26 protein-coding genes are annotated in these 25,004 nt (G+C 62.1%); 10 read left to right on the top strand and 16 right to left on the bottom strand.

Going from position 1 to position 25,004, the window contains the following annotated elements; all coding sequences use genetic code 11:
• Nucleotides 1-686: 686 nt before the first annotated feature.
• The 6 genes from rpmG to topA all read right to left on the bottom strand — a co-directional run bounded on the left by rpmG (nucleotide 687) and on the right by topA (nucleotide 8,432).
• A complete protein-coding gene (gene rpmG / locus ASD31_RS08235) occupies nucleotides 687-854 on the bottom strand; it encodes a 50S ribosomal protein L33 (RefSeq protein ID WP_056331777.1) in 168 nt (55 codons plus the stop codon).
• A 90-nt stretch (nucleotides 855-944) separates the two neighbouring features.
• Entirely contained in the window at nucleotides 945-2,129 is a 1,185-nt protein-coding gene (locus ASD31_RS08230) for an MFS transporter (protein WP_056331775.1), read from the bottom strand.
• 13 nt (nucleotides 2,130-2,142) lie between these two features.
• The gene (locus ASD31_RS08225; protein ID WP_056331773.1) at nucleotides 2,143-2,850 is read right to left on the bottom strand and encodes an NUDIX hydrolase; all 708 of its coding nucleotides are present in this window, start codon (nucleotides 2,848-2,850) and stop codon (nucleotides 2,143-2,145) included.
• A complete protein-coding gene (locus ASD31_RS08220; protein ID WP_056333090.1) occupies nucleotides 2,847-3,308 on the bottom strand; it encodes a DUF983 domain-containing protein in 462 nt (153 codons plus the stop codon). Before ASD31_RS08220 ends, ASD31_RS08225 begins: the two co-directional genes overlap by 4 nt.
• A 40-nt stretch (nucleotides 3,309-3,348) precedes the next feature.
• Nucleotides 3,349-5,724: a ribonuclease R gene (rnr, locus tag ASD31_RS08215; protein WP_056331771.1), complete on the bottom strand. Its 2,376-nt coding sequence runs from the start codon at nucleotides 5,722-5,724 to the stop codon at nucleotides 3,349-3,351.
• 2 nt (nucleotides 5,725-5,726) lie between these two features.
• A complete protein-coding gene (gene topA / locus ASD31_RS08210) occupies nucleotides 5,727-8,432 on the bottom strand; it encodes a type I DNA topoisomerase (RefSeq protein WP_056333087.1) in 2,706 nt (901 codons plus the stop codon).
• Between the two features lie 347 nt (nucleotides 8,433-8,779).
• On the opposite strand from topA, the gene ASD31_RS08205 reads away from it, so the two are divergent.
• Nucleotides 8,780-9,037 (top strand): hypothetical protein, encoded by a 258-nt coding sequence (locus ASD31_RS08205; protein WP_056331770.1) that lies wholly within the window; start codon nucleotides 8,780-8,782, stop codon nucleotides 9,035-9,037.
• On the opposite strand, the gene dprA is transcribed toward ASD31_RS08205, so the two are convergent.
• The 4 genes from dprA to ASD31_RS08185 form a co-directional block, all read right to left on the bottom strand.
• Complete coding sequence (gene dprA / locus ASD31_RS08200; RefSeq protein WP_056331768.1) at nucleotides 8,966-10,117, bottom strand: DNA-processing protein DprA; 1,152 nt, start codon at nucleotides 10,115-10,117, stop codon at nucleotides 8,966-8,968. The genes ASD31_RS08205 and dprA overlap by 72 nt on opposite strands.
• Before the next feature lie 3 nt (nucleotides 10,118-10,120).
• The gene (gene plsY / locus ASD31_RS08195; protein ID WP_056333086.1) at nucleotides 10,121-10,750 is read right to left on the bottom strand and encodes a glycerol-3-phosphate 1-O-acyltransferase PlsY; all 630 of its coding nucleotides are present in this window, start codon (nucleotides 10,748-10,750) and stop codon (nucleotides 10,121-10,123) included.
• 150 nt (nucleotides 10,751-10,900) lie between these two features.
• Nucleotides 10,901-12,187 (bottom strand): dihydroorotase, encoded by a 1,287-nt coding sequence (locus ASD31_RS08190; protein WP_056331765.1) that lies wholly within the window; start codon nucleotides 12,185-12,187, stop codon nucleotides 10,901-10,903.
• Nucleotides 12,184-13,125, bottom strand: a complete 942-nt coding sequence (locus ASD31_RS08185) for an aspartate carbamoyltransferase catalytic subunit (RefSeq protein ID WP_056331763.1) — start codon at nucleotides 13,123-13,125, stop codon at nucleotides 12,184-12,186. The genes ASD31_RS08190 and ASD31_RS08185 overlap by 4 nt, the downstream gene beginning before the upstream one ends.
• 199 nt (nucleotides 13,126-13,324) lie before the next feature.
• On the opposite strand from ASD31_RS08185, the gene ASD31_RS08180 reads away from it, so the two are divergent.
• Entirely contained in the window at nucleotides 13,325-14,974 is a 1,650-nt protein-coding gene (locus ASD31_RS08180; RefSeq protein ID WP_056331761.1) for an acyl-CoA dehydrogenase family protein, read from the top strand.
• On the opposite strand, the gene ASD31_RS08175 is transcribed toward ASD31_RS08180, so the two are convergent.
• Complete coding sequence (locus ASD31_RS08175) at nucleotides 14,956-15,891, bottom strand: AEC family transporter (RefSeq protein ID WP_056331760.1); 936 nt, start codon at nucleotides 15,889-15,891, stop codon at nucleotides 14,956-14,958. The two genes, ASD31_RS08180 and ASD31_RS08175, sit on opposite strands and share 19 nt — an antisense overlap.
• A gap of 197 nt (nucleotides 15,892-16,088) precedes the next feature.
• Here ASD31_RS08175 and ASD31_RS25890 point away from each other — a divergent pair, with 197 nt between their 5' ends.
• Both ASD31_RS25890 and ASD31_RS08170 read left to right on the top strand, forming a co-directional pair.
• A complete protein-coding gene (locus ASD31_RS25890; protein WP_162251146.1) occupies nucleotides 16,089-16,232 on the top strand; it encodes a hypothetical protein in 144 nt (47 codons plus the stop codon).
• Nucleotides 16,229-16,573 (top strand): DUF6105 family protein, encoded by a 345-nt coding sequence (locus ASD31_RS08170; RefSeq protein ID WP_056331758.1) that lies wholly within the window; start codon nucleotides 16,229-16,231, stop codon nucleotides 16,571-16,573. The genes ASD31_RS25890 and ASD31_RS08170 overlap by 4 nt, the downstream gene beginning before the upstream one ends.
• On the opposite strand, the gene ruvX is transcribed toward ASD31_RS08170, so the two are convergent.
• Nucleotides 16,510-17,004 (bottom strand): Holliday junction resolvase RuvX, encoded by a 495-nt coding sequence (gene ruvX / locus ASD31_RS08165; RefSeq protein WP_056331756.1) that lies wholly within the window; start codon nucleotides 17,002-17,004, stop codon nucleotides 16,510-16,512. The two genes, ASD31_RS08170 and ruvX, sit on opposite strands and share 64 nt — an antisense overlap.
• A gap of 95 nt (nucleotides 17,005-17,099) precedes the next feature.
• Here ruvX and ASD31_RS08160 point away from each other — a divergent pair, with 95 nt between their 5' ends.
• The 4 genes from ASD31_RS08160 to ASD31_RS08145 all read left to right on the top strand — a co-directional run bounded on the left by ASD31_RS08160 (nucleotide 17,100) and on the right by ASD31_RS08145 (nucleotide 20,402).
• Nucleotides 17,100-17,804 carry a metal-dependent hydrolase gene (locus tag ASD31_RS08160; protein WP_056331754.1) on the top strand — a complete coding sequence of 235 codons (705 nt, stop codon included), beginning with the start codon at nucleotides 17,100-17,102 and terminating at the stop codon, nucleotides 17,802-17,804.
• A 189-nt stretch (nucleotides 17,805-17,993) separates the two neighbouring features.
• Nucleotides 17,994-18,281: an Asp-tRNA(Asn)/Glu-tRNA(Gln) amidotransferase subunit GatC gene (gatC, locus tag ASD31_RS08155; protein ID WP_056331752.1), complete on the top strand. Its 288-nt coding sequence runs from the start codon at nucleotides 17,994-17,996 to the stop codon at nucleotides 18,279-18,281.
• Nucleotides 18,282-18,344: 63 nt separating this feature from the next.
• On the top strand, nucleotides 18,345-19,826 hold the full coding sequence (gatA, locus tag ASD31_RS08150) for an Asp-tRNA(Asn)/Glu-tRNA(Gln) amidotransferase subunit GatA (protein ID WP_056331750.1): 1,482 nt from the start codon (nucleotides 18,345-18,347) through the stop codon (nucleotides 19,824-19,826).
• Between the two features lie 66 nt (nucleotides 19,827-19,892).
• Nucleotides 19,893-20,402 (top strand): GNAT family N-acetyltransferase, encoded by a 510-nt coding sequence (locus tag ASD31_RS08145; protein WP_056331748.1) that lies wholly within the window; start codon nucleotides 19,893-19,895, stop codon nucleotides 20,400-20,402.
• 69 nt (nucleotides 20,403-20,471) lie between these two features.
• Here the strand turns inward: ASD31_RS08145 and ASD31_RS08140 are convergent, their stop codons facing one another.
• From ASD31_RS08140 to ASD31_RS08125, 4 genes are all read right to left on the bottom strand, one after another.
• On the bottom strand, nucleotides 20,472-20,729 hold the full coding sequence (locus tag ASD31_RS08140) for a YjhX family toxin (RefSeq protein ID WP_056331746.1): 258 nt from the start codon (nucleotides 20,727-20,729) through the stop codon (nucleotides 20,472-20,474).
• A gap of 194 nt (nucleotides 20,730-20,923) precedes the next feature.
• Nucleotides 20,924-21,832: an NAD(P)/FAD-dependent oxidoreductase gene (locus tag ASD31_RS08135; RefSeq protein ID WP_056333083.1), complete on the bottom strand. Its 909-nt coding sequence runs from the start codon at nucleotides 21,830-21,832 to the stop codon at nucleotides 20,924-20,926.
• Between the two features lie 65 nt (nucleotides 21,833-21,897).
• Complete coding sequence (locus tag ASD31_RS08130; RefSeq protein WP_056331744.1) at nucleotides 21,898-22,350, bottom strand: Rrf2 family transcriptional regulator; 453 nt, start codon at nucleotides 22,348-22,350, stop codon at nucleotides 21,898-21,900.
• A gap of 63 nt (nucleotides 22,351-22,413) precedes the next feature.
• Entirely contained in the window at nucleotides 22,414-22,698 is a 285-nt protein-coding gene (locus ASD31_RS08125; RefSeq protein WP_413813804.1) for a DUF1294 domain-containing protein, read from the bottom strand.
• A gap of 182 nt (nucleotides 22,699-22,880) precedes the next feature.
• On the opposite strand from ASD31_RS08125, the gene gatB reads away from it, so the two are divergent.
• Nucleotides 22,881-24,383, top strand: a complete 1,503-nt coding sequence (gatB, locus tag ASD31_RS08120; RefSeq protein WP_056331742.1) for an Asp-tRNA(Asn)/Glu-tRNA(Gln) amidotransferase subunit GatB — start codon at nucleotides 22,881-22,883, stop codon at nucleotides 24,381-24,383.
• Nucleotides 24,384-24,385: 2 nt separating this feature from the next.
• Nucleotides 24,386-24,886 (top strand): GNAT family N-acetyltransferase, encoded by a 501-nt coding sequence (locus ASD31_RS08115; RefSeq protein WP_056331740.1) that lies wholly within the window; start codon nucleotides 24,386-24,388, stop codon nucleotides 24,884-24,886.
• Nucleotides 24,887-25,004: the final 118 nt, after the last annotated feature.

The raw sequence follows: 25,004 nt of genomic DNA, 5'->3' as shown, positions 1-25,004 counted from the left end.
GTAAGGTGGTTTTTCCACAGAAAATCAGGAACCTTGCGCCAGGAATCCGATTTTTCGGTTATTCGCCGGGCATTGAGCCTGCGGGATCGCTTTTCAGCGGCAATGAGCGTTCGATCCGGCCGGCCCCGCGTGCAAAGTCGTTCCAGCGCGGCAACGTCAAATTTAAAAAATAATTATATTTCAAATAGTTATGTTTCAGGAATGTCTTGGAATGCTAGGGGGCGGCTATTCGTCCGCAACGTCCGGCAGCCGGGTTCGGCAATCTCGCGACCCTTTCACAAGGCAAGAAGTCCGGCGCGCCTCGTACATAAGGTGATGGTTAAATTAACCATGCCTCATGTTCTCTTTGCGCTTGGTTAAGAATTCATTGATTTTTTTTCGTTTTCGGACAATTCTCTGCAGCAGGGGAGAGATGAACTCCCACCGGGATCGATTACCCCATGATGTTCAGGTCCGCCGCATCTCCTGGGTCGTGGGGTTTGTCGGCTGACTCGTAGCCAATAACGGTTCCTCGTGCCGTGGCTGCGGTCAGCCGACGCCCATCAACGCCGCCTCCATGAGGCGGCGTTTTTGATTCCGGAAGCGGGACGAGGGACAGACGAGTGATGCGGCAGGCGCCGGCATAGACGCAACAAAAAAGGCGCCTGGCTTGCGCCGGCGCCTTCCTATTCCGGAAGAACCCGATCTTACTTGATCTTGGTTTCCTTGAATTCGACATGCTTGCGTACGACCGGATCGTACTTGGTCATGGACATCTTGTCCGTCTTGGTGCGGCTGTTCTTGGAGGTTACGTAGAAGAAACCCGTGTCGGCCGTCGACAGAAGCTTGATCTTGATTTTTGCAGCTTTCGCCATGGTCGTCCTGCCTTTATAAAAACAAAGCCGCAGACATCCGTAGCGGGTCCCGGCAAACTTGGCGCGAAACTACAAATCGCGCCCGAAAAGTCAAGTCCGTTTTGGGTTGAAAACGATCCTGACCACGGAAAGCAGCACATAAAGCCCAAAGAAACCGGCAATCGCCCAGGCAAAACCGTCGTTGCCGGCGATATCCATGGCCGCGCCGATCGTTTGCGGACCGGCCACCGTTCCCACCGCATAACAGAAGATGAAAGCGGCATTGGCGGCGGCGAGGTCGGCGCCTGTCAGGCGCGAGCCAAGATGGCTGAGGCCCACCGTATAGAGCCCCGACACGCATCCGCCCCAGAACAGCAGGATGATCGCCATCAGCATCCATTGCCCCTGCAGAAGCGGCAGGCAGAGCGCGCCGACAAGCCCGATCACCGTCATCAGGGCCAGAAGATTGCGCCTGTCGGCTATCCTGTCGGAGAGCATGCCGAGCGGTATCTGGAAGATCACATTGCCGATGCCCATGACGGTGAGAAGCAGGGCGGCCTGCGATTCGGAAAAGCCGCTGCGGGTGCCGTAGATCGGAAACAGCGAGAGGCCGCCTGATTCGACCGCGCCGAACACGAAGACGGCGGCGGTGGCCGTCGGCACCAGGAAGATATAACGCATGAAATGCAGTTCCGGCTTCTCGTCGAGCACCGGATTTTCGTTGCGGGCAAGGAAGATCGGCACCGCAGCCAGCAGGATGACGCCGGCGCCGAAGGCGAACGGCAGGATACCGTCGCTGCCGAGCAGGGAAAAAAGCAGCGGCCCGGCGGCAAAGCCGAGCGACAGCACGGTGCCGTAGATGCCAAGAACGAGGCCGCGGCGGCTGGGCGGCGCCGTGGCGTTGATCCAGAATTCCGAGAGCACGAACAGAAGCGTGATGGCGCCGTGGAAGACGACGCGCAGCGGAAACCAGAGCCAGAAATTCTCGATATAATAGAAGCCGAGCGCGCTCAATGCGGCAAAGAGGATCGCCCAGAGCATGGTTGTCGCGACGCCGAAGCGGTGGGCGATCTTTGCGGTCACCGCCGCCGCCGCCATCGAGGCAATGCCTGCCATCGCCGAATTGAGACCGATCAGCGTCGAGGAGATGCCACGCTTTTCCATGATGATGCTGAGCAGCGGCAGGCCAAGGCCGATCGCGATGCCAACGGCCGTTATGGCGGCGATGGCGGCAATCAGCGATGGCCAGTGAATGTCCTCAACCGGCGCTGACATACCGGACGGCGGCTGTGCCATGGAATGAAAATCCTTAAAGGAGGTCGCGGATCATTCGTCCATGACGCATGTAGTGGAACGGCACCGGCTTTCCAAAGGGCAGGGACGCGTCCGCCTGCAGGCTTGCCCGCAATTCCGATAGGATGACCCGTGTAATGTCGGGCAGGCGTACGGCTGAAACGTCGTTCACGTCAATCCACCTCAAATCCTCGAGCTCCCGGCTGTCGCGGATATCCTTAGGGTTCACGCCTGCCTCGTCGGTGAAAAGAGCGAAGAAGTGGGTGTCGAACCGGCGCGGATGACCCGGAGGGGTTATCGCCCGAGCCATATAGCGCAGTTTCTCAAGGTCGGGAAGGAAGGACATGCCGGTGTTTCCACAGCCTTGCGGCCCGATCGCGATGCTTGCCTCCTCGTGAAGTTCACGAAGGGCGGCAAGGGCGATCGCCCGCAACCGGCTTTCGGGCGCCTTTGCGCCGCAGGCGACTCTCAACCGCTCGAGCACGGCCGGATGGATGTCGCTGCTGAAGAGCAGCCTGTAGTCGGTGGCATCCCTGCGCCCGCCGGGAAAGACGTGCAGGTCCGGCATGAAGACATGGGCTTTGTTGCGCCTGCCCATCAGCACGCGCACGCTGCCCTCGGCACGATCGAGCAGCATGATGGAGGCGGCATCGCGCGGGCGCAGCGAGCGCTTGGTGTCAAGCGGGACCGGCGCAGGGAGGGACCGGCCGCCGGTACCCGTCACGCAGGGCGGTCCAATGCCGGCAGGATATCCTCGGGCTTGTCTTCATGGCCGCTGAAGCCATGCATCCGCAAGGCCCATTGCAGGCCGACGACGGCACCCTTGACCGGTTGCAGAAGCGCCAGCGATCCGATGACCGTGATCGGCAGCCAGATGGCCAGATGGCCCCAATTGGACAATTGCCAGACCATCTCGGTCGCCATGAAGCCGGCAACGACCACATGCCCCATGATCGTCACGACGATATAGGGCGGGAAATCGTCCGCACTGTGCCTGTCGAGATGTTCGCCGCAGGAGGAGCAGGCATGGACCGTCTTGAGAAACCGGCCGAAGAGCCTGCCTTGGCCGCAAGAAGGGCAGGCGTTCAGGAAGCCGCGCCTGATCGACTGCCCGACCGGCCGGTCGGATCTGTCCGTCTGCTCGAAGCGAACGGTCTGCGGGGTATCGTCAGTTGCCTGCATGTCCATATCCTCAATCTCGGACGCGAGGCCAGGCCGCATCCTATCGCCTGCCGCGCGGTGGCCGCGTTCCCGGCGCCTTGCGAGCGCCACCGCGATCCCGGCGACCGGATTTATGGAAGGAACGCACAGCCGTCGGCATCTTGCGTCCTTCGCTGATCATTTCGAAGCGAAGCGCGCCGGCCAGCGGCACGGCTTCCACCAGTTTGACCCGGATGTCATCGCCCAGGCGATAGCCCAGTCCGGTTTTCTCACCCGACAGCGCCTGATGCGCCTCGTCATAGATGAAATAGTCGCGTCCGAGCGTAGATATAGGTACGAATCCATCCGCGCCATAGGCCGGCAGAGTGACAAATAGTCCCGCCTTGGTCACACCTGATATGCGTCCGTCGAATTCCTCGTTCACCCTCTCGCTCAGGTAATGGGCGATCAGCCGGTTGATCGTATCGCGCTCGGCCGCCATCGCGCGGCGTTCGAAGGTGGAGATTTCAGCGGCAATGTCTTGCAGCGCCGCTTCCTCCGACGGCGTGATACCGCCTTCGCCCAGGCCGAGCGTACCAACAAGGGCGCGGTGCACGATCAGATCGGCATAGCGCCGGATCGGCGAGGTGAAATGGGCATATTTCATCAGGTTGAGGCCGAAATGGCCAATATTCTCGGGGCTGTAGATCGCCTGGCTCTGCGAACGCAGCACCATTTCGTTGACCATGGTCTCGTAGGGCTCGCCTTCCGCCTTCGACAGGATGCCGTTGAAGTGGTTAGAGCGAAGATTGCCGCCCTTGACCAGGGACAGGTCGAGCGTGGCGAGAAATTCGCGCAGGCTCTCCTGCTTGGCAAGCGAGGGCGCGTCGTGGACGCGGTAGACCAGCGGCTGGCGCTTGAGTTCCAGCGTCTCGGCAGCGGCCACATTGGCCTGGATCATCATTTCCTCGATCAGTTTGTGGGCATCGAGGCGATCCGGCACGAAAACACGGTCGACGGTGCCGTCCGGCTTCAGGATGATCTTGCGCTCGGGCATGTTGAGCTCAAGCGGCTGCCGACGTTCACGGCCGCGTGTCAAAATGCCGTAGGCGTGCCAGAGCGGCCTCAGGATCGGCTCCAGCAGGGGGCCGGTCTGGTCATCCGGTTTCCCGTCGATCGCCGCCTGTGCCTGGTTGTAGGAGAGCTTGGCGGCACTTTTCATCATGATGCGGTGAAAGGTATGGCCGGCCTTGCGGCCTTCGCTGGAAAAGCGCATGCGCACGGCGAGCGCCGGTCGATCGACGCCTTCTTTCAGCGAGCAGAGTTCGTTGGAAATGCGCTCGGGCAGCATCGGCACGACACGGTCCGGAAAATAGACCGAATTGCCCCGTTTCAACGCTTCCTGGTCGAGCGCCGATTTCGGCCGGACATACCAGGAGACGTCGGCGATGGCGACGGTGACGATGACGCCGCCGGGATTGTCGGGCGAGGGGTCCGCTTCGGCATGCACCGCGTCGTCATGGTCCTTGGCGTCGGCCGGATCGATGGTGATCAGCGGAAGTTGGCGCCAGTCCTCGCGATGGGACATGGTGGCGGGGCCGGCGGCATCCGCTTCCCTGATGACGCTGTCGGGGAAAATGTAGGGAATGCCGTGGGCGTGAATGGCGATCATCGAGATCGCCTTCTCGGTCGCGACCGAGCCGATGACGGCCTTTACCTCGGCGCGGGGCAGGCCGAAGCGGCCGATGCGCAGGACCTCGACCTCGACGAGATCGCCATCCTTGGCCTCTCCCTCATGACCGGTATCGACCTGCAGTTCCTCGCCACGCCTCTCGATCGGCATGATCCGCCCGCCGCCATCTGCCGATGCGCGGAAGACGCCAAGTGCCGCATTGTTGTTGCGCTTGCGATCGAGCACCTTGACGATGCGCGCCGTGTAGGCGGGACCGGAATTTTCCTTGGACGCGAAGATCTTTGCCAGCACCCGGTCGCCAAGGCCACCGACCGGCACCTTGCCCTTCGCCTTGCCGACGGCCGACTGGCGGATGGAGACGGCCGGCGCCACGCCGGCATCTTCCGGCCATTCGGCCGGGCGGCCGATCAGCCCGCCGTCCTTGTCGCGCGTGGTGATGTCGAGAACGGTCATCGGCGGAAGCGCGCCCGGACGCACCAGCGCCTTGCGTTTCTTTTCCAGAAGCCCGTCGTCTTCCATCTCGCGCAGCAGCGCCTTCAGTTCGATGCGCTTGTCGCCCTTCAGCCCGAAAGCCTTGGAAATATCGCGTTTCGACGCCTTGTCGGGATTGTCGGCCAGAAAACGCAAGAGAACGTCGCGCGGTGGCACGGCGCCATGGATGATCACCGTATCGTCTGCCGGTGCAACCGTCTTCTGTCCCTCGCGCCCGAGCCGGACTGCGGGTTTGCCGGGTCGTTCGGTTCGGTCGCGTGGAGGTCTGGTCACGGTCAGTCTTTCCCGGCTTTTGCTGCCGCTTTCGATTTGGCGGCGGTCTTCGCCTTTGCCGCTGCCTTGGGTTTGGCAGCCGCTTTCGGCTTCGTTGCCTTTACGGCCTTCTTGGCCGCTGTGCCCTCGGCCTTAGCGGCCTTCGGCTTCGCGGTTTTCGTCGTCTTGCCCTTGGCGGGCTTGATGCCGCCCTTGGCGATCCGCTCGGCGATCAGAAGCAGCGCATCCTCCAGCGTCACCGCCTGCGGGTCTTTGCCCTTGGGCAGGGTCGCATTGACCTTGCCCCAGTTCACATAGGGACCGTATTTTCCGTCCTTGACGGTAATCGGCCCGCCATCGGGGTGGTCGCCGATTTCCTTCAGCGGGGCCGCTGCGGCACCGCGGCCGCCCGGGCCTTTCGATGCCTTGTCGGCGAGAACCGAAACCGCGCGGTTGAGGCCGATTGAAAACACGTCCTCGATCGTTTCGACATTCGCATATTTGCCGTCATGCAGAATGAATGGCCCGTAGCGGCCAAGGCCCGACGAGATCATCTTGCCGGTTTCCGGGTGGGCGCCGATATCGCGCGGCAGCGAAAGGAGCGCCAATGCCTTTTCATGATCCACGCTCGCCGGCGTCCAGCCCTTGGGCAGGCTGGAGCGCTTGGCTTCCTTGCCCTCGCCGCGCTGGACATAGGGGCCGAAACGGCCCGAGCGCAGGGTGATGTCCTCGCCCGTGTGCGGATCCTTGCCGAGCGCCAGCGGTTCGTTGGACGCGGCCGCTTCGTCGCCATTGCTGTCCGAGGAAAGCTGGCGGGTGAAATTGCATTCGGGATAATTCGAGCAGCCGACGAAGGCGCCATATTTGCCGAGCTTCAGCGAAAGCTTGCCGGTGCCGCAGACCTGGCAGATGCGCGGATCGCTGCCGTCCTCCCGCTTCGGAAAGACCAGCGGCGCCAGTTCCTCATTTAGCGCGTCGAGGACATTGGTAACACGCAGTTCCTTGGTGTCTTCGATCTGCGCGAAGAAATCCTTCCAGAAATCGCGAAGAACGTCCTTCCAGTTCAGTTCGCCGGCCGAAATCCGGTCGAGCTTTTCTTCCAGCGATGCCGTAAAATCATATTCGACATAGCGGGTGAAGAAGCTTTCGAGGAAGGCCGTCACCAGCCGGCCCTTGGCCTCGGGGATCAGCTTGCGCTTGTCGATCGTGACATATTCCCGATCGCTGAGCGTCTTCAGCGTCGCGGCATAGGTGGAGGGCCGGCCGATGCCGAGCTCTTCCATCTTCTTGATCAGCGTGGCTTCCGAATAGCGCGGCGGCGGTTCGGTGAAGTGCTGGGTGGAATTGATCTTCTGCCTGGCGAGAGACTCTCGCGCGTTGATTTCCGGCAGGCGGCCGTCCTCGTCGCCGTCGTCGCTCTGCTCGCCGTCTTCCTTCTGGTCGGTATAGGCGGCAATGAAGCCGTCGAAGCGGATGACCGAGCCGACGGCGCGCAGACCGGCCTTCTCGCCCTTGTTGTCGGCGGTAATTTCCGCCGTCGTCCGCTCGATTTCCGCCGATGCCATCTGGCTGGCGATGCCGCGCTTCCAGATCAGATCGTAGAGGCGCAGTTGGTCGGCGTCGAGGAAGCGCTTCACCTGGTCGGGCGTGCGGGTAAAATCGGTCGGCCGTACAGCTTCGTGGGCTTCCTGGGCGTTCTTTGCCTTGGTGGAATAGATGCGGGCCTTTTCCGGCACATAGCGCGCGCCGAACTGGTCAGCGATCGCGTCGCGGGCCGCATCGATCGCCTCTGCGGCCATCTGCACGCCATCGGTACGCATATAGGTGATCAGGCCGACGGTCTCGCCGCCGATATCGATGCCTTCATAAAGGCGCTGCGCCACCTGCATGGTGCGCGAGGCGGAAAAGCCGAGCTTGGAGGACGCCGCCTGCTGCAATGTCGAGGTCGTGAACGGCGGCGACGGATTGCGCTTGACCGGCTTCGCCTCGATGCTGTCGACCGTGTAGGAGGCGCCCTCGAGCAGGGCTTTCAGCCTGCCGGCATCCTCGCCATTGGTGACGGAACGGGCCTGCAGCCGCTTGCCATCGGCCGAAACCAGCCGTGCCTCGAACTCGTCGCCACGCGGCGTCTTCAGGAGCGCCGAGATATTCCAGTATTCTTCCGAAACGAACCGTTCGATCTCCGATTCCCGGTCGCAGACGAGGCGCAGCGCAACCGACTGCACACGACCGGCCGAACGGGCGCCGGGCAGCTTGCGCCACAAGACCGGGGACAAATTGAAACCGACGAGATAATCGAGCGCGCGGCGGGCCAGATAGGCATCCACCAGCGGGACGTCGATATCGCGCGGATTGGCCATGGCATCGAGCACGGCCTTCTTGGTGATGGCATTGAAGACGACGCGGCGCACCGGCTTGTCGCCGATCAGCTTCTTCTTTCGCAGGAGATCGAGCACGTGCCAGGAAATGGCTTCCCCCTCGCGATCGGGGTCGGTTGCCAGGATGAGGCCGTCGGAGGATTTCAGCGCATCGCCAATATCCTTCATCCGCTTGGCGGAGGCGCTATCGACTTCCCAGAGCATGGAAAAATCGTCGTCGGGCAGGACGGATCCATCCTTGGCCGGCAAATCGCGGACATGGCCGAACGAGGCGAGAACCTTGTAGCCCGGTCCGAGATACTTGTTGATGGTCTTCGCCTTGGCAGGCGATTCCACGACGACGACGTTCATGGTCATATTCTCAAAGCAACCGTTCAAAGCTGTGCCAAGCCGGAAAGAGGCGGCACATTGGGACATATCGATGCCCCGACATGGACAGGGATTCGCTCGCGGTCAAGTGCCGCGCCGAAAATAAGCTGTCCACAACGCAATACAACCTATAAGAGATTACGTTTTTATTGCAATTAAAGATAAATGCGGTATCGTCTTTCGAGTGTATCCGTTCAGGGAAATGAAATCGGAGAATGCCCTGCCTTTGTTTTCGGCGATGCGGCAGGCTTCGTCGAAGGCGTCATGCATTCAGCCGGACTTTATAGGGCCCGCATTCGGGCGAAATGATTGCGCAACAGGAAAAACCAATGAGTCCGAATGTAACCGGAGCCGGCCCGAAAGACGCGCGCGCCCGCGAGAACATCGCCTATATCCGCCAGATGCTGGGCGAGCTTCGCGGGGTTGCCGACAATGAAGGTGCCGACATGCTGTGCTACCTGATCGAAATGGCCTTTGTCGAGGCTGGCGATATCCAGTCCGGCAAGCGGCAGTTGTCATTCGTCGGTGCCGAGGGAAACAAGTCCGCCGGCATGACGATGAAGCCGTCCGGCAAGATCCAGCTCTAACAGGACGAGATAGACCGCCGAGGCGGAAAGCCCGGTGTGGCGGATGATGTCGTCGATCTGTACCGGCGTCGGACCGAGCGCGTCGGTGATCCGTGCCCGGTCGCTCTCGTTCGGCAGCGGCGCCATCGGTCCTGCCTGATGCTCGGCCGGCTCTTCCGCGCGCGGCGGCGTGAAGAGATCGATCTGGCTCACCGGCGCCAGGGCATCCAATATGTCGCTGGCCTCCGTTGTCACGATGGCTCCATCCTTCAACAGGCCGTTGGTGCCGTGGCAGCGCGGATCGAGCGGCGAGCCCGGTACGGCAAAGACCAGGCGGCCGAAATCGGCGGCATAGCGCGCCGTGATCAGCGAGCCGGAGCGCGATGCCGCCTCGACGACGGCAAGCCCGAGACTGACGCCGGCAATCAGCCGGTTGCGGCGCGGGAAATCGCGGGCGCGGGGTTCCCAGCCGAACGGCATTTCGCTGATCGCCAGGCCCCGCCCTTCGGTGATCTCGTCCAGCAGGCCGATATTTTCCGGCGGATAGGGCTGGTCGAGCCCGCCGGCCAGGGCCGCGATCGTCCCCGTGTGGAGGCTGGCGCGATGGGCGGCCGTGTCGATGCCGCGGGCAAGGCCGGATATGACCGAATAACCGGCGCGCCCCACATCGCGGGCGATCATGGCGGCGAATTTGGCGCCGCTGATCGAGGCATTGCGCGAGCCGACGATGCCGAGCGAGGGCGTTGTGGCGGCGGCCAGATCGCCTTTCACCGCAAGAAGCGGCGGCGCACCGTCGATCTGGCGCAGGTGAGGGGGATAGTCCGGCTCGCCAATGCCGAGGAAGCGGGCGCCGAACCGATGAGCGGCGGCAAGCTCTCGTTCGGCCTGTTCGGCGGAGGCAACGCGGATCGCCCGGGTGGAGCCGCCACGGCGCGAAAGCTCCGGCAGCATGTCGAGCGCGGTTTCGGCCGAGCCGAAATGGTTGATGAGGTCGCGAAAGGTGGCAGGCCCGACATTGTCGCTGCGGATCAGCCTCAGCCAGGCAATCCTTTGTCGTTCCGTCAGCGCAATCCCGTTTCGTCCTGCGCCGGCGTTTGACATTGCCTATCCCTTTTCCCCGATCCGGCTTTCCGTGCCGGCCAAGAGCCGCTGTATGTTCGCCCGGTGCTTGATCCAGGTGATGAGGGTCATCACCGCGAAGACGAGGCCGATCTTCCCATATCCCGAAACCAACAATACAACCGGAACGACAAGCGTTGCAACCAGCGCGGAGAGGGAGGAATAGCGGCTGATCTTCGCCATTGCGAGCCAGACGGCGCCGAACAGGAGCACCATGATCGGCACGAGGCCGAGCAGCACGCCGATATAGGTCGCGATGCCCTTTCCGCCCTTGAAGCCCAGCCAGACGGGATAGAGATGGCCGAGAAAGGCCGCAAAGCCGGCGGCGATGCCAGCCTCGATCCCCCAGCGTGAGGCAATTGCCGCTGCGGCAGTTCCCTTCAGCGCGTCGAGCAGCAGCGTCGCAGCCGCAAGTTTCCTGTTGCCGGTGCGCAGCACATTGGTGGCGCCGATATTGCCGGAGCCGATCTTACGGACATCGCCAAGCCCGGCCATGCGGGTGAGGATGAGGCCAAAGGGAATGGAGCCGAGCAGATAGCCGAAAAGGAGGCTGATGCCCGTGGGCACAGGCCCGAGCGACCAGGAAAACAGATCAGACACGCATTTCCTCCCCATGTCGTCCAAGCGGACGTTTGCCCCTCACCCTAGCCCTCTCCCCGCAGGCGGGGAGAGGGGACTTGCTCCGAGCTCGCCGTCTGGTCCTTCTCCCCGTTTGCGGGGAGAAGGTGCCCGTCAGGGCGGATGAGGGGCAAGCCACACGCTCGATCAGAGCGAATAAACCAGTTTTCCAGCAACATAGGTCGCCACGGCCCGGCCGGTAAAGCGGGCATTTTCGAAGGGTGTGTTTTTCGAGCGGGAGACGATGGCTTCCTTGCCGAAAATCCAGGGCTCGTCGAGGTCGATCAGGGTAATATCGGCCTTGGCGCCCGGTTTCAGCGTTCCGGCGTCAAGCTCGAAAATCCGGGCGGGACGGGTCGAGAGCGCATCGATCAGGCGCATCAGCGGCACGCTGCCGCTGTGATGGAGACGCAGCGCCGCGGGCAGCATGGTCTCCAGCCCGATTGCGCCATCGGCGGCATCGGCGAACGGCAGGCGCTTGGTATCGACATCCTGCGGATCGTGCGAGGAAACGATGATGTCGATCGTGCCGTCGGCAAGCGCCTCGACCATCGCCACGCGATCGTCCTCGCCGCGCAAGGGGGGCGAGAGCTTGAAGAAGGTGCGGTATTCGCCGATGTCGTTCTCGTTCAGCGTCAGATGGTTGATCGAGATGCCGCAGGTCACGTTGGCGCCGCGCTTGCGGGCAAGACGGATGGCCTCGGCCGATTCGGGCAGTGAGATTTTTGCCGCGTGGTAGGCGGCCCGGGTCAGCCCGGCGATGCGCAGGTCGCGTTCGAGCGGAATGATCTCCGCCTCGCGCGGCACGCCGGAAAGCCCGAGCCAGCTCGCCAGCAGCCCTTCGTTCATCACGCCGCCGGCGCCCAGATATTTGTCGCGGGTTTCAAGCGAAATGACCGCGCCGAATTCGCGCGCATAGGTCATCGCCCGGCGCAGCATCAGCGTGTCGTGCACCGGCTGGCGGCCATTGGTGAAGCAGACCGCCCCGGCCTCGCGCAGCAGGCCGAATTCGGTCATTTCCTCGCCGTCGAGGTGCTTGGTGAGCGCCGCGGCGGGATAGACATTGACGAGAGCCTTGTCACGGGCCGTCTTCTGCACGAACTGGACGAGCGCGATATCGTCGATGACCGGATCGGTGTCCGGCATGGTGATAATCGAGGTAATGCCGCCGGCCGCCGCGGCCCGCGAGGCCGATTCGATGGTTTCGCGATATTCGCCGCCGGGTTCGCCGACGAAGACGCGCGCATCGACCAGCCCCGGCACCGCGACAAGGCCGCTGCAATCCCGGACCTCGGCACCCTGCGGCGCGCCTTGGTTCCGGGCGTCTCCGCCGGCAGCGACGATCACGCCGTCCTCGACGATGATGGTTCCGGTCTCGTCGATATTGCGCGAGGGGTCGATGATGCGCAGGTTGTTGAGGACGAGGGAGTTCATGTGCGCGGCCCCTGGTTTTGCGAGAGAAGAAGCGTTTCCATCACCGCCATGCGCACCGCCACCCCCATCTCCACCTGCTGCTCGATAACGCTTTGCGGACCGTCGGCGATCTCGGAGGCAATCTCGACGCCCCGGTTCATCGGGCCGGGATGCATGACCAGCGCATCTTCTCGGGCCGCCTTCAGCTTTTCGGCGTCCAGTCCGTAATAGCGGAAATATTCGCGTACCGAAGGTACGAAGGAGCCGGCCATGCGTTCGCGCTGAAGGCGCAGCATCATCACCACATCGGCATCCTTCAGGCCTTCCTCCATGGAATGGTAGACCTCGGCGCCCATGTCGGCGATCCCGGACGGTAGGAGCGTCGCCGGCGCGACGACGCGGACGCGAGCGCCCATCTGGTTCAAGAGCAGGATGTTCGAGCGGGCGACGCGCGAATGCAGGACATCGCCGCAGATGGCGACGATGATGCGCGACAGCTTGCCCTTGGCCCGGCGGATGGTCAGCGCATCGAGCAGTGCCTGGGTCGGATGCTCGTGCTGTCCGTCGCCCGCATTGACGACCGCGCAGGAGACCTTTTGCGCGAGAAGTGCCGCGGCCCCGGCGGAGGAATGACGCACCACCAGCACGTCCGGGTGCATGGCGTTCAGCGTCATCGCCGTATCGATCAGCGTTTCGCCCTTTTTCACCGATGAATTGCCGACCGACATGTTCATCACGTCCGCGCCCAAGCGTTTTCCCGCCAGTTCGAAGGATGCCTGCGTGCGGGTCGAGGCTTCGAAGAACAGGTTGATCTGCGTCAGGCCACGCAGCGTCGATGTCTTCTTTTCCCGTTGCCGGGAAATCTTGACGGCTTCGTCCGCCCTGTCCAGGAGAAGCGTGATGTCCTGTTCGCTCAATCCCTTGATGCCGAGCAGATGGCGATGCGGGAAGAAATCCATGGCGGGCCGCCTCGTTTTGTAGAGTTGGCTGGGTCTATAATGACTGGATACCGAGCCGGCAAGGCGGCGCGGCGGCAATCGATCCTGATCCCCATGCTTTTGTGGCCTTTCCGCGGTGCCGGACAAATTGTTGCGCCATGCCGCTTTATCCACCGCGGCTCCTGTTCCTAACCATTCGGACTTGGGTTAGAACCGCCACATGACTCTGAACCGAACCGAACAGAAACTCGCCGATCTGAACCAGCCGAAACCCTGGTCGGGGATCAATGCCTTTCGCTCCGATCCGTTGATGGTGGATATCGCCGCATCGATGCCGCGTTCTCTGCGCGACGATTTCGAGGCGATCGGACGTTATGCGACCTCGGCGGAGGCCCAGGACCTGGCGCGCATGGCCAATGAGGGCGTGCCGAAGCTGCGCACGCACGGACCGCGCGGCGAGCGCCTGGACGTGGTCGAGTTCCATCCGGCCTGGCATGCCTTGATGCGCCGTTCGATGACATCCGGCCTGCATGCGTCGGCCTGGGAAAACCTTGCCGACGAGCGCGGCCGCTCGCACAAGGCCCGCGCCATCCGCTTCTACCTGACGGCGCAGCTCGAATGCGGGCATCTTTGCCCGCTCACCATGACCAGCGCCTCGGTGGCGGCGATCTCGGCGTCGCCCGCCGTCCAGAAGGAATGGGCGCCCAAGATCCTGTCGCGCAAATATGATTCGTCGAACCGGCCCTGGATGCAGAAATCCGCCGTTACCATCGGCATGGGCATGACGGAAAAGCAGGGTGGCACGGATGTGCGCGCCAATACCTCCACGGCCGAGCGGGTGGGCGAGGGGATCTATCGGCTGTCGGGCCATAAATGGTTCATGTCGGCGCCGATGAGCGATGCCTTCGTGATGCTGGCGCAGACGCGCGATGGTCTCGGCTGCTTCCTCGTGCCCCGCCTGCTGGAGGACGGTTCGGCCAACGGCCTGCGCTTCCAGCGGCTGAAGGACAAGCTCGGCAACCGCTCGAACGCATCGTCCGAAGTCGAGTTTTCCGATACGTTCGGCTTCGTGCTCGGCACGCCCGATGCGGGCTTGCGCACGATCCTCGACATGGTGACCCTGACGCGGCTCGATTGCGCGCTGGCCTCGGCCGGGATGATGCGGGCTTCGCTGGCAGAGGCCGTCCATCATGTGCGCGGCCGCAAGGTTTTCGGCAAGCCGCTGATGGCCCAACCGATGATGACCCGGGTGCTGGCCGACATGGCGCTCGATGTTGCCGCCGCCAGCGCCCTGTCGCTGCGTCTGGCCGACGCTTTCGACAAGGCCCGCGACAGTGCCGAGGACGCGGCCTATGCCCGCATCATGACGCCGGTGGTGAAATACTGGAGTTGCAAGATCGCACCGGCGCTGATCGCCGAGGCGATGGAATGCCTTGGCGGCAGCGGCTATGTCGAGGAACGGCCGATTGCCCGGCATTACCGCGAGGCGCCGGTCAATGCGATCTGGGAAGGCTCCGGCAATGTCATGGCGCTCGATGTCCTCCGCGTGTTAACGCGCGGCAAGGACCTGTTCGAGCTGCTGTTCCAGGTGATCAGCCGCGATCTCGGCCCGGCCGGCAAGAAGACCGTCGATGTCTTGCGCGCGGCCATGTCGCTTTGCGAGCGCGACGAGGGTGCTGCGCGCATGCTGGTCGAGCAACTGGCGCTTGCCGCTGCCGCCGCGGAGCTCTATCGGCTCGGGGCAGGGCGTATTGCCGATGCCTTCCTCGAATCAAGGCTCGCGGCCGGTTGGCGCTCCACTTATGGCATGCTCGATTCGCGTTTCGATTCCGCCTATATCGTCGATCTGCTCTATCCGCCCGCCATATAGGCAGCCACGGTCAGCACCAGCGGAATGGTGAAGAACGAGGCCACCGTCTGGATGGTGGCGACGGCGGCATAGAGCGGCGCGTCGCCGCCCATCTGCTTGGCAAGCAGATAGCCGTTCAAGGCCGTCGGTACGCCGGCACCCAGCGCGATCACCAGGAGATTGTCGCCGCGAATGCCAAGCAGATAGCTCGTGCCGACCATCAGGACCGGCATGATGATCAGCTTCAGGAAAACCGCAAGAAGGGCGACGGGGCTCGGCCTCAACGCATCCGAAGCTTTCAATCCCGCGCCGACCATGACCAGCCCGAGGGCGAGCGATGTGCTGCCGAGCATTTCGATGGAGGTCAGCAGCGGGCCGTAGATCGGGATCCCCATCGCGTTGACGAGGATGCCGAGGACCGAGGCGAGGATCAGGGGATTGGTGAGGATCCGGTAGGCGAAGGATGTCAGCCCTCTTGACCCGCCATTGAAGCGGACGAGAACCCCGACGCAGTAGAAATTGATGGGAACGATGACGAGGGTCATCAGCAGCGCGGTCAGGCTGAGGCCGAGAGGGCCATACAGTTTTTGCGCGATGGCGAGGGCCATGAAGCCGTTCCAGCGCGTCGCCGTCTGAAAGACGGAGGTGAAGGCGGCCGGGGAAACATGGCCGGCGCGCAGCAGCGGCCAGAGCAGAAGCAGCCCCGCCGACATCAGGGTGACGCTGCCGATCGTCGCAAGCGCCGTCATGTCCGCTTTCATGCCGGCAAAATCGGCCGTGGCCAGGGTTGAAAACAGCAGAGCTGGAAACAGCACGAAGTAGCCCAGTTGTTCCAGGCCTTCCCAAAGCGTCGCATTGATGAGCGGAAGACGCTTCAGCCAGACGCCGAGCATGACGAGCAGGAAGATCGGCAGGATGCTTTCGAAGATGATGGTCATGGCGAGGAGGTCCAAGCGAGAGGGCCAAGGGAGTAGGAGGCGAGCGATAGAGGCATGCCCACAGGACGGCAACCGCAAGCTCCGGAATTAACCTTAATGAATGGTTTACATTGCGCCGGAAGGGTTAACGGGCAAGACTGTGACTTGAAGACAATAATAACGATTTTGCGAATGGAGCACGTTCGGTGAGAACTGGCTTGACGATCATCATGATGATGTTTTTTGCAGCGCTTGCGCTGGACCTGACGGTTCCCGCCGTCATCCTCCTCGGCGCGCTCGCCCTCGATTGGGCTTCGGTACTGTTCAAGCGCATGACGCATCAGGAGGGGAGAACGGCATGAAGTGGTTCCTCATTCTTTGGGCTTGTCCGGTCCTGTTGCTCACTGGCTGGTATGGCCTTTCCTATTACGACATGAATTTCGGCATCTTCATGCTGACCCGGCAGGCGCATGACCTGGTCTTTGCCGTCTATGGCAATGTCCTTGGCATCCCGCCCGAAACAATCCCGCCGCTGGTGGCGCGCGCCATGGTCTTCGACAGCCTCCTGGTCTTTGCGATCATCGCCTATCGCAAGCGCCGCCAGATCCGTGCCTGGTATGGAAGGCGTTTTCCGTCGGCTCAGGCTTCCGGGCCGGAGGCCGCATCCTTTGCCAGGGACGCCAACCTATCGAGCGCGCCCTGAAGAATGAAGGAGGCGGCGGCCGAATCGATCCGGTCGGCGCGCTTCTTTCGTGACACATCCATCTCTATCAGCACCCGCTCCGCCGCCACCGTGGACAGCCGCTCGTCCCAGAAGACGAACGGAATGTCGGTCTTTTGCAGCATGTTGCGCACGAATGCCCGCGTCGCCTGGGCGCGGGGCCCTTCCGATCCGTCCATGTTGACCGGCAGGCCGATCACGAAGGCGGCGATCTTTTCCTTGCCCGCCATGTCGAGCAGCGCCTGCGCGTCCATGCCGAACTTCACCCGCCGGATCACCGCGCGCGGTGTTGCGAAGCGGCGTCCGAGATCGGAGATCGAAATGCCGATCGTCTTGGTGCCGAGATCGAGCCCCCCGACCGACTGACCGGGGAGAAGCAGGGATGCAAGTTCGTCGATGGTCACAACAGCCATGGGATTTGCCGATTCGGTCTTTAAGGACTAGTCCGGTGATCCATATCCCTATCCTGACTACAAATCATCCCCGCGAGACGTCAAGGAGTTCTGTCATGAAGATCAAGTGGCTCGGCCATTCCGCCTTTCATCTGGAAACCGGAAAGGCGAAGATCCTGATCGATCCCTTCTTCACCGGCAATCCGGCTTTCGAGGAATCCTCGCGCAAGGATGCTGCCGCCGGGCTCACCCATATCCTGTTGACCCATGGTCACGGCGACCATGTCGGCGATACGATCGCCTTGGCGAAGGAGACGGGCGCAACGGTTCTCGCCAATGCCGATCTGGCGGCCTGGCTGGGATCGCGCGGCGTCGAAGCACTCGAGATGGGCAATACCGGCGGCACCGTTCATCTCGGCGGATTTTCGGCGACCTTCGTCAACGCCCTGCATTCCTCGGCGCAGATTACAGAGGATGGTGTGTCGCATTCGCTCGGCAATGCCAACGGCCTCGTACTGCATTTCGAGGACGAGCCGACGCTCTACCATATGGGCGATACCGACATCTTCTCCGACATGGCGCTGATCCAGGAACTGCACCAGCCGGAAATCGGCCTGGTGCCGATCGGCGACCGTTTCACCATGGGCGGTGCGGTGGCGGCACTCGCCTGCCGTCGCTATTTCAAGTTCGGCACCGTCATGCCCTGCCACTACGGTTCGTTCGGCATCATCGACCAGACGCCGGAGACCTTCATTGCCGGCATGGACGGTGCCGATACGAAGGTCGAGGCGCCGGCCGTCGGCGGCATTGTCGCCGTCTAAAGCATGTCGCGCAAAAGTGTGCAGTGGTTTTGCGATAACGACATGCACAAAATCAAAAGACCTAAAGCGCGGGAAGCGAATCTGAAAGATCGCGACGTGCTTTAGGATATCCGAAACGCATTCCCCCGTTGCATGGCCGCGTTGCGGTCATTATAGCGGGGGAAAGTTCCTTGCAGTCCGGAGACAAGCATGTCCGTAGATCTCGCCACCGTGAAGCGCGTCGCGCATCTGGCCCGCATCGCCGTTTCCGAAGAGGATGCGCAGCGCATGACCGGCGAGCTGAACGTCATTCTCGGTTTCGTCGAGCAGTTGTCCGAGGTCAATGTCGAGGGCGTCGAACCGATGACCTCGGTCACGCCGATGAAGATGAAGAAACGGACGGATACCGTCACTGATGGCGGCAAGGCGGACGATATCGTCGCCAATGCGCCGAACGAGGACCGGAATTTCTTCCTGGTCCCGAAAGTCGTCGAATAAGCCCTCAGCGCTCCCGCCACCCGAACGCCCTGATTTGCCCGAACGCCCGATTTGGAAGCTGCCATGACCGACCTGACCCGCCTGACCATTGCCGAAGCGCGCAACAAGCTTTCCGCCCGGGAATTTTCCGCCGTCGAACTGACCGAGGCCTATATCGGTGCGATCGACGCGGCCAATGGCGCGTTGAATGCCTATGTCGTCACCACGCCGGACAAGGCCCGCGACATGGCCAAGGCTTCGGATGCCCGGATCGCCGCCGGCAAGGCCGGTGCGCTCGAGGGCATTCCGCTCGGGATCAAGGATCTGTTCGGTACCGAGGGTATCCATACCCAGGCCTGCAGCCATATTCTCGACGGTTTCAAGCCGCGTTATGAATCGACCGTCACGCAGAATCTCTGGAACGACGGCGCCGTCATGCTCGGCAAGCTCAACATGGACGAATTCGCCATGGGCTCGTCGAACGAGACGTCCTATTACGGTCCAGTGAAAAACCCCTGGCGTGCCAAGGGCTCGAATGCCGATCTGGTTCCCGGCGGCTCGTCGGGCGGGTCGGCCGCCGCGGTTGCCGCCTTCCTTTGCGCCGGCGCCACCGCCACCGATACCGGCGGCTCCATCCGCCAGCCGGCTGCCTTTACCGGCACGGTCGGCATCAAGCCGACCTATGGCCGCTGCTCGCGCTGGGGCGTGGTCGCTTTTGCCTCCTCGCTCGACCAGGCCGGTCCCATTGCCCGCGATGTGCGCGATGCGGCGATCCTCTTGAAATCCATGGCGAGCGTCGATGCCAAGGACACGACCAGCGTCGATCTGCCGGTGCCCGATTACGAGGCTTCGCTTGGCCAGTCGCTGAAGGGGATGAAGATCGGCATCCCCAGGGAATACCGTGTCGACGGCATGCCCGACGAGATTGAAACGCTCTGGAAACAGGGCATCGCCTGGCTGAAGGATGCCGGTGCCGAGATCGTCGATATCAGCCTGCCGCACACGAAATACGCGCTGCCGGCCTATTACATCGTCGCCCCGGCCGAAGCCTCCTCCAATCTTGCCCGCTATGACGGTGTTCGCTACGGCCTGCGCGTCGACGGCAAGGACATTGCGGACATGTACGAAAAGACCCGCGCCGCCGGCTTCGGCGAAGAGGTCAAGCGCCGCATCATGATCGGCACCTATGTGCTTTCGGCCGGCTATTACGATGCCTATTACCTGCAGGCGCAGAAGGTCCGCACGCTGATCAAGCGCGATTTCGAACAGGTCTTCAACGCCGGCGTCGATGCCATCCTGACGCCTGCCACGCCATCCTCCGCCTTCGGCATCGCCGACGAGGATCTGGCATCGGATCCGGTGAAGATGTACCTGAACGACATCTTCACGGTGACGGTCAACATGGCCGGCCTTCCCGGCATCGCGGTTCCTGCCGGCCTTGACCACAAGGGACTGCCGCTTGGCCTGCAATTGATCGGCAAGCCCTTCGAGGAAGAAACGCTGTTCAAGACGGCCCATGTCATCGAGCAGGCCGCCGGCCGGTTCTCGCCGGCGAAATGGTGGTAAGCATGTACGCACCGCTGGCCAAACCACGGCGCTGATGCTCTACTTGCGGTGGAAAGGGTCCGCCGCATGATCAGCCTGCGTCCCGCGCACGAAGATGAAATTCAAAGCCTGGCGGCGATTGGCCTTGCCGCTTGGGAAAAGGCCGTGTCAGGCCTTGTCGATGCGCGTGCCATGCGCCATGTCGCCGAGCTTTCCTTTCTCTCCTTCCTCAAGTCCCGTTGGCTTTTCACAAGCGTCGTGGAAATGGACAGCGTCGCCGCCGGCTGGGCGGCGCGGGAGGAGGGCGACGGCGAAATCTCCGACCTGTGGATCGATCCGGCCGTGCAGCGCCGCGGGCTCGGCTCGCTCCTCCTGGCCCATCTGGAACGCCGTATCGCGGACGAAGGTTTTGGGGCGGCGACCATCAGCACGCATGCACAGAATGCGCAAGCGATCGCCTTCTTCCGCAAGCATGGCTATGCGATCAGCTGGCTCTCCAATACCTATGCCCCGAAGCTCGACAGGGATGTCGATGCGGTCGGCATGACGAAGATATTGAATGAGGTCGCCGCCGAGCAGGACCGCCGATGGTTCTGACCACCGGCCGATAGGTCTACCAGAAATTTGTAAAAAACCGGCGGCATGGTCTGCCGCCGGCTTCTCAGCTCATCGGTTATCCTGTTGCGATCGCACCAGCACAAGGCCGCGCTGGGTGATCCGGTAGGGTTTGCCGCCGGCAGACGAAATGGCCTTCCTTCGTTTCAGCTTGCGAAATAGTTCCAGCCCGAAACCGGGATAGAGCCAGCCGTCGCGGCTGAAGCAGCGGGCACCGTCGATCGTCTTTCCGGTCGAACGGGTGATTTCGATGCGGCCGCCCTGGGCCATGAGATGCAGGATACGCTGTTCTTCGCGTGAAATGTCCATTGATGTCTAGATCCGAGAAGCGTTCGGTTGAACGCATGAAAACGGGTCTGGCGTTCGGTCGAACGTCAGGGCTTCGTTTTCCGGCCCGTGCGCGCAAAGCAGTTTTGCGGGCAGGGCCCTCAGGCAATCTCAGACAGGAAGCGCATGAAAACTCCGTAGGGACGGGCGTTTTTAAGACAAAACCGCTTTGCGCGTCAAGAATGGTCCTTGGGAAAGATCAGCGATTGATGGAGACCGAGGCCGGCGGTGACGCCATCGGCGCTGGCAAGGGTGATATTGCCCGGCGGGCGGGCAGCGTCCCCCGCGGCGTAGACGCCGGCGACGCTGGTCATCTTCATCTGGTCCGTCTTGATGATCCGGCCGGCCGGGGTCTCTTCCAGTTCGCAACCGAGCGCTTCGACGATCCCTCCGCGGATATGCATTTCGGGACCGATGAACAGGGCCTTCACCTCCAAGCTGCGGTCATTGGCCATCCGCACAAGCACCAGACCGCTGCCGGTCTCTTCCAAGGCGGTGACGATTCCGGGCTGGAGCGCAACCCTGCGACTTTCAAGCAGGGCGAGCGTTTCCGGTTCCGGCTCGGGCATGCCGTTGGTAAACAGCGTCACATCGCCCCAGTCGGCCGCGAGAATGGCCTGATGGCCGGCCATCGCATGGGTTGCGAGCACGCCGATCGCGCCGCCGCCGATTTCATATCCGTGGCAGTAGGGGCAATGCAGGACGGTCTTTCCCCAAAGGTCCTTGAGGCCCGGAATTTCCGGCAGGCGGTCCTCCATGCCGCCGGCCAGAAGCAACCGCCTGGCGCTGATCGGGGCGTGTCCCGGCAGATGCACATGGAAATCGTCGATTGCGCCTTCCGCAGAGTCAGCCTCACCTTCGACGAAGCTTACCGTCGGATAGGCGGCAAGCTGCGCGCGGGCCTGGTCCAGAATTTCGTGACCGGGCTTGCCATCGAGCGCCAAGGCGCCATGCGAATGCGCGGCAAAGCGGTTGCGTGGCGTGCCGCTGTCGATGATCGTCACATGGCGCCGCGCCCGGGCGAGAATATAGGCGGCCGACAGGCCGGCAAAACTACCGCCGATGATGATTGCATCCTGTTGCATATTGCATCCCTTGTTGATTTCGTTGTCCGGCTCCTGGGACCGGTGCGCGATGAATTTCAAGTCGGTCAGCCGCGCTGTTTTCGTGCCGCCGCCTGCTTGGCAAAGCGTTGTTTGAAATCCTCCGCCAGCATGGCGAGCGTCACGTCTCCCAGGCGGGCGATCAGCAGGGCCTCCGCCTCGGCAAACGCATCATCCAGCGCATGGTTCACGGCTTGCTCGACAAGGCAGCCCGGGCTTTCGGTGGCATTGCCCATCTGGAACAGCATGGGCTCACCCAAGGCCGCGTAGATGTCGTGCAGGCTGATATCCTCGAGGGCGCGGGCCATCGTCCAGCCGCCGCCATGGCCGCGGCCGGAGGTGACCAGTCCGGCCTCGCGAAGACCGGCCATGGTGCGGCGCACGACGACGGCATTGGTTTGAAGGCAAGCGGCGATCTCTTCCGAGGTCATCGGACGATCGCGTTCTGCCATGTGCAGCAGCGCATGAAGCACGGCGGAAAGGCGGCTGTTTCTTTTCATGTAATAATAATAGTTACGAATATATCCAGCTGTCAAGCCGGACGAAAAGGCCTATTTCGAATGTCAGGAACCAAGCTGACCGGCGAGAGCCAACGCCTGCTCTTTCCAGAGGGGAGAGGAAAGCCAGGCGATCAGCGCGAAGATATGAAGGGCGAGGATCTGCATAAGCTCGGTGCGAAACGGCTCTTTGCGGGTTTTATGTCGAAGCAATTGTTGCCCGGCCACCGCCCCGAGGCTGCCGCCGATCAGCGCAAGACCGAGCAGCCTGGCTTCCGGAATGCGCCAATGCCCTTCGCGCGCCGCCTCCTTGTCCCACCAGAACATGCAGAAGGTGGCGATGTTGATCAACAGGATGATCACGACGACGGTCTGGCTGATTGTCATGGCGCATTTTGGCAGAGAGGTCTGAATGGTTTGCAAACGTTGCGGTTTAGCCTTTCCTGGGCGCTCATGGCGCCGACAAGCCTTGCACCCCAAAGCCAATTGTTCTACCGAGAGACACACGATTTAAGCTTACAGAAGAGCATTCCATGACCCTCGTCGATGTCCGCATTTCCGAACCGAAACGCTATATTCCCGGTGCCACCGGCGATTGGGAAGTGATCATCGGCATGGAGGTCCATGCCCAGGTGCTGAGCAATTCGAAGCTGTTTTCCGGCGCCTCGACGACCTTCGGCAATGCGCCCAATTCAAACGTCTCGCTGGTCGACGCGGCGATGCCCGGCATGCTTCCGGTGATCAACGAGGAATGCGTCAGGCAGGCGGTGCGAACCGGCCTTGGCCTGAAGGCGCAGATCAACAAGCGCTCGATCTTCGACCGCAAAAACTATTTCTATCCCGACCTGCCGCAGGGCTACCAGATCTCGCAGTTCAAGGATCCGATCGTCGGGGAAGGCCAGATCGTCATTTCCGTTGGCCCGGATCGCCAGGGCCAGTTCGAGGATGTCGAGATCGGCATCGAGCGGCTGCACCTGGAGCAGGACGCCGGCAAGTCGATGCACGACCAGAGCCCGACCATGTCCTATGTCGATCTCAACCGCTCCGGCGTGGCGTTGATGGAGATCGTGTCGAAACCCGACATGCGCTCCTCGGACGAAGCCAAGGCCTATATGACGAAGCTGCGCTCGATCGTGCGCTATCTCGGCACCTGCGATGGCAATATGGATGAAGGCTCGATGCGCGCCGACGTCAATGTTTCGGTGCGTCGTCCGGGCGAGGATTTCGGCACCCGCTGCGAGATCAAGAACGTCAATTCGATCCGCTTCATCGGTCAGGCGATCGAGTATGAAGCCCGCCGCCAGATCGGCATCATCGAGGATGGCGGCACGATCGACCAGGAAACCCGGCTGTTCGATCCGAACAAGGGCGAGACGCGGTCGATGCGCTCCAAGGAAGATGCGCATGACTATCGCTATTTCCCGGATCCCGATCTTTTGCCGCTGGAATTCGACGACGCCTTCGTCGAGGCGCTGAAGGTGGATCTGCCGGAACTCCCAGACGACAAGAAGACGCGGTTCGTGCGCGAACTCGGACTGTCGGTCTATGACGCCTCGGTACTCGTCTCTGAAAAGGCGATTGCCGATTACTACGAGGCCGTGGCTGCCGGCCGCGACGGCAAGATCGCCGCCAACTGGGTGATCAACGACCTGCTCGGTGCCTTGAACAAAGCCGGCAAAGCCATTGAAGAGACTCCGGTTTCGCCCGCCCAGCTCGGCGCTATCCTTGATCTCATCAATTCCGAGGTGATCTCCGGCAAGATCGCCAAGGGCCTGTTCGAGATCGTCTGGACCGAGGGCGGCGACCCGTCCGAACTGGTCGAGAGCCGCGGCATGAAGCAGGTGACCGATACCGGCGCCATCGAAAAGGCCGTGGACGAGATCATCGCCGCCAATCCCGACCAGGTCGAAAAGGTCAAGGCCAAGCCCTCGCTTGCCGGCTGGTTCGTCGGCCAGGTGATGAAGGCGACCGGCGGCAAGGCCAATCCGCAGGCCGTGCAAGCTCTGGTCAAGGCGAAGCTCGGGATCGAGGAATAGCCATGTTCTTCGTGCGCACCGCCTCGGAACGCGATCTTGTCAAGGTGAGCGCATTGCTGGGCGAAACCTGGCACGCGACCTATGATGCGCTCTACGGTGCCGCGAAGGTCGATGAACTGACGGAAAAATGGCATTCGGTGCCGGCCCTGAAAGCGCGGCTTGCCCGCAAGCACGCCGAATTCGTGGTCGCCGACAATGGCAGGGATATCGGCGGCATGGGCTATGCCGCCCTGTCGGAAACCCTCAAGAAGGGCGTCATCCTGCATCAACTCTACGTGCATCCGAACTTCCAACGCCAGGGCATCGGCCGCGACATGTTCGCGGAGCTCGAAACCTGCTTTCCGGACGCGGAATTCATGCAGCTCGAAGTCGATCCGCGCAACGAAGCCGCACTTTCCTTCTACGAGGCACACGGGTTCAGGAAGATCGGCGAGACCGCCAATTGCGGCGACGACCAATCGGGCATTGCCGCGATTATCATGGAAAAGCCGTTGTCGACATGAGGTGCGGCCTGTTGCCATCCGTCCAAAACTGCGGAATCACTGGACAACCGACCGCCTGCACGGCATAAGCGGACGACATTTTTAGGTAACCGGCAGCCTCCCGGGCGGCACGGTCAAG

This window comes from Rhizobium sp. Root482, from assembly GCF_001426565.1.
Classification (GTDB): Bacteria; Pseudomonadota; Alphaproteobacteria; order Rhizobiales; family Rhizobiaceae; genus Pararhizobium.
This window is presented reverse-complemented; position numbering and strand designations above follow the sequence as displayed.

What these genes read in the sequence shown, in the direction of transcription:
- ASD31_RS08145 (WP_056331748.1), top strand. Translation starts at nt 19,893, where the DNA reads ATGATCAGCCTGCGTCCCGCGCACGAAGATGAAATTCAAAGCCTGGCG.
- rpmG (WP_056331777.1), bottom strand. Translation starts at nt 854, where the DNA reads ATGGCGAAAGCTGCAAAAATCAAGATCAAGCTTCTGTCGACGGCCGAC.
- topA (WP_056333087.1), bottom strand. Translation starts at nt 8,432, where the DNA reads ATGAACGTCGTCGTCGTGGAATCGCCTGCCAAGGCGAAGACCATCAAC.
- ASD31_RS08230 (WP_056331775.1), bottom strand. Translation starts at nt 2,129, where the DNA reads ATGGCACAGCCGCCGTCCGGTATGTCAGCGCCGGTTGAGGACATTCAC.
- gatA (WP_056331750.1), top strand. Translation starts at nt 18,345, where the DNA reads ATGACCGACCTGACCCGCCTGACCATTGCCGAAGCGCGCAACAAGCTT.
- ASD31_RS08160 (WP_056331754.1), top strand. Translation starts at nt 17,100, where the DNA reads ATGAAGATCAAGTGGCTCGGCCATTCCGCCTTTCATCTGGAAACCGGA.
- ASD31_RS08115 (WP_056331740.1), top strand. Translation starts at nt 24,386, where the DNA reads ATGTTCTTCGTGCGCACCGCCTCGGAACGCGATCTTGTCAAGGTGAGC.
- ASD31_RS08170 (WP_056331758.1), top strand. Translation starts at nt 16,229, where the DNA reads ATGAAGTGGTTCCTCATTCTTTGGGCTTGTCCGGTCCTGTTGCTCACT.
- gatB (WP_056331742.1), top strand. Translation starts at nt 22,881, where the DNA reads ATGACCCTCGTCGATGTCCGCATTTCCGAACCGAAACGCTATATTCCC.
- ASD31_RS08130 (WP_056331744.1), bottom strand. Translation starts at nt 22,350, where the DNA reads ATGAAAAGAAACAGCCGCCTTTCCGCCGTGCTTCATGCGCTGCTGCAC.
- ASD31_RS08220 (WP_056333090.1), bottom strand. Translation starts at nt 3,308, where the DNA reads ATGCAGGCAACTGACGATACCCCGCAGACCGTTCGCTTCGAGCAGACG.
- ASD31_RS08205 (WP_056331770.1), top strand. Translation starts at nt 8,780, where the DNA reads ATGAGTCCGAATGTAACCGGAGCCGGCCCGAAAGACGCGCGCGCCCGC.
- dprA (WP_056331768.1), bottom strand. Translation starts at nt 10,117, where the DNA reads ATGTCAAACGCCGGCGCAGGACGAAACGGGATTGCGCTGACGGAACGA.
- ASD31_RS08180 (WP_056331761.1), top strand. Translation starts at nt 13,325, where the DNA reads ATGACTCTGAACCGAACCGAACAGAAACTCGCCGATCTGAACCAGCCG.
- ASD31_RS08185 (WP_056331763.1), bottom strand. Translation starts at nt 13,125, where the DNA reads ATGGATTTCTTCCCGCATCGCCATCTGCTCGGCATCAAGGGATTGAGC.
- ASD31_RS08190 (WP_056331765.1), bottom strand. Translation starts at nt 12,187, where the DNA reads ATGAACTCCCTCGTCCTCAACAACCTGCGCATCATCGACCCCTCGCGC.
- ruvX (WP_056331756.1), bottom strand. Translation starts at nt 17,004, where the DNA reads ATGGCTGTTGTGACCATCGACGAACTTGCATCCCTGCTTCTCCCCGGT.
- plsY (WP_056333086.1), bottom strand. Translation starts at nt 10,750, where the DNA reads ATGGGGAGGAAATGCGTGTCTGATCTGTTTTCCTGGTCGCTCGGGCCT.
- gatC (WP_056331752.1), top strand. Translation starts at nt 17,994, where the DNA reads ATGTCCGTAGATCTCGCCACCGTGAAGCGCGTCGCGCATCTGGCCCGC.
- ASD31_RS08135 (WP_056333083.1), bottom strand. Translation starts at nt 21,832, where the DNA reads ATGCAACAGGATGCAATCATCATCGGCGGTAGTTTTGCCGGCCTGTCG.
- ASD31_RS08140 (WP_056331746.1), bottom strand. Translation starts at nt 20,729, where the DNA reads ATGGACATTTCACGCGAAGAACAGCGTATCCTGCATCTCATGGCCCAG.
- ASD31_RS08175 (WP_056331760.1), bottom strand. Translation starts at nt 15,891, where the DNA reads ATGACCATCATCTTCGAAAGCATCCTGCCGATCTTCCTGCTCGTCATG.